Below are 1,964 nucleotides of genomic sequence, written 5' to 3'. Positions count from 1 at the left end.
AGTGTGCTAACGCCAGGAATCGCATGCGTTTCCTGGCGTTGGTTTCTGCCTTGGCGAGGGCCAAGAAATCGATTGGATCGGACATACTGAGTACAGTGAAACCAGAATAGAGCAATTAGATCACATCTTTAATCTGATTGGTATGACGACCCGCCACCACCCCGGCGATGATGTCGCCGTGGCCGCCCAGGTACTTGGTGCCGCTGTGCATGACGATGTCGATGCCAAGCTCCAGCGGGCGCAGCAGGTAGGGGGTGAGGAAGGTGTTGTCACACACCGTAATGGCGCCCACCTTGCGTGCCGCTTCCACTACCACCCGCGGATCCACCACCTTGAGGGTGGGGTTGGTCAGGGTTTCGAACAGTACCACCTTGGTGGCGGGGCGGATATTGGCCAGCAGATCCTGATCGCTCTCGTAGGCGGTGATCTTGATGCCGGCGCGGCTGAAGGTCTGCTTGAGGAAGGCATCGGTGCCGCCGTAGAGGGGGCCGATATAGGCCACTTCATCACCACTGTCGGCCAGGGCATACATGATGGCACTCACCGCCGCCATGCCGCTGGCCACCACCAGTGCCTCATCTGCACCTTCGAGGGCTGCCAGCTTCTGCTCCAGTTCGGCGGTGGTAGGGTTGCCAAAGCGGCTGTAGATGAAGCCGGGGGCCTGACCGGCGAAGCGCTCCTTGCCCGCCTGGGCGTTGAAGTAGCTGAAGGTGCTGCTCTGGTAGAGCGGGGTGGTGAGGGCGCCGGTCTGGGGAGCGATCCGCTGGCCGCTGTGCACGCTCATGGTCTTGAATTTCATTTTTGTACTCCGTCATTGCCAGGCTGTTGCCCGACTGCTTGTGTTATCCGGGGCGCCGTCGCGCCCCTTTTCTAATGTGGTGTGGCGGTGTTGTCAGGCTAGCGCTGGCTCGCGCTGCGGCTCGCCTGCATAGTGGCGGGCCGCCACATCCGGGTGGGAGCGCAGCCTCCCCTTGAGCACGTTTTCCCCCACCTGATAAAAGAGCGGGTTGGCGGGATCGCTCTGGGGCCCTTCGGCCAGTGCCGCCAGCTCGGGGGAGAGGCTAAGCAGTGGCACAGTCGCATCCAGCCTTGCCGCCATGAAGAAGGCGCAGGAGAGGCGCGATACCCCGGGAGGCGGGCTCACCACCCGGTGCAGGGTAGCCTTGAGGTAGCCGTCGGACGCGAGCTCCAGCAGCTCGCCGATGTTGACCACCAGGGCGCCCGGCAGGGGGGGCGCGGGGATCCAGCCATCTGCCGTCTCCACCTCGAGCCCGGAGTGATCGTCCTGCATCACCAGCGTCAGGTAGCCGGGATCCTTGTGGGCACCTACCCCCTGACCACTGCTGCCTTCCGGTTGTCCGGGGTAGTGAATGAGCTTCATGTGCTGGTAGGGGGCACCGCGAATGCTCTCATCAAATACTCCGGCGGGCTGCCCCAGCACCTCTGCGAAGGCGTTCAGCAGGGTGAGGGTGATGTCGCTCAGTCGATCCTGCCATGCCAGCAGCCGTGTCTTCATCTCGGGCAGGGCGGCGGGCCACTGGTTGGGGCCGATGAGGCGCTGCCAGGGTTCTCGAATGTGCGCCACAGGCAGGGCCTGGGCCTCGTTCATGATATCGAACTGCTCCCGCAGATCCGGCCGTGCCCGGGTGAGCTCTGCCCCCACCTGGTTGTAGCCGCGAAAGTGGGGGGAGTGGACCATCTGCACCGCCAGTTTTTCTTCAAGTGGCAGGGCGAAGAAGCGGGCGGCGAGCGCCAGGGTCTCCTGGCGCGCCGATTCGCTCAGATCATGGCCCACCAGATAGAAAAAGCCCACTTCGCGGGCAATGCTGATCAGTTAAGGATCCATTGACCGATCCTTCTGCTGTAGGACAATCCGGAACCAATCACTGGTTCCGGATTTTTTATGTCTATTGCAAACGATCTGAACGATGTTGTTGAGGCATCTGGCGACATGCTGGCTCGGC

At 62.4% G+C, this 1,964-nt stretch carries 2 pseudogenes; both read right to left on the bottom strand.

What is annotated here, in order from left to right:
* Positions 1-148 precede the first annotated feature (148 nt).
* Positions 149-799 (bottom strand): annotated as a pseudogene (locus J9892_RS21630) (PLP-dependent aspartate aminotransferase family protein); the annotation flags it as partial.
* A 93-nt stretch (positions 800-892) separates the two neighbouring features.
* Positions 893-1,822: pseudogene (locus tag J9892_RS21625) on the bottom strand (2-oxoglutarate and iron-dependent oxygenase domain-containing protein); the annotation flags it as partial.
* Between the last annotated feature and the right edge of the window lie 142 nt (positions 1,823-1,964).

Source organism: Aeromonas sp. Prich7-2 (assembly GCF_017939255.1).
Classification (GTDB): Bacteria; Pseudomonadota; Gammaproteobacteria; order Enterobacterales; family Aeromonadaceae; genus Aeromonas; species Aeromonas caviae.
The sequence above is the reverse complement of the archived record's forward strand: the minus strand, read 5'-3'. Positions and strand labels throughout refer to the sequence as shown.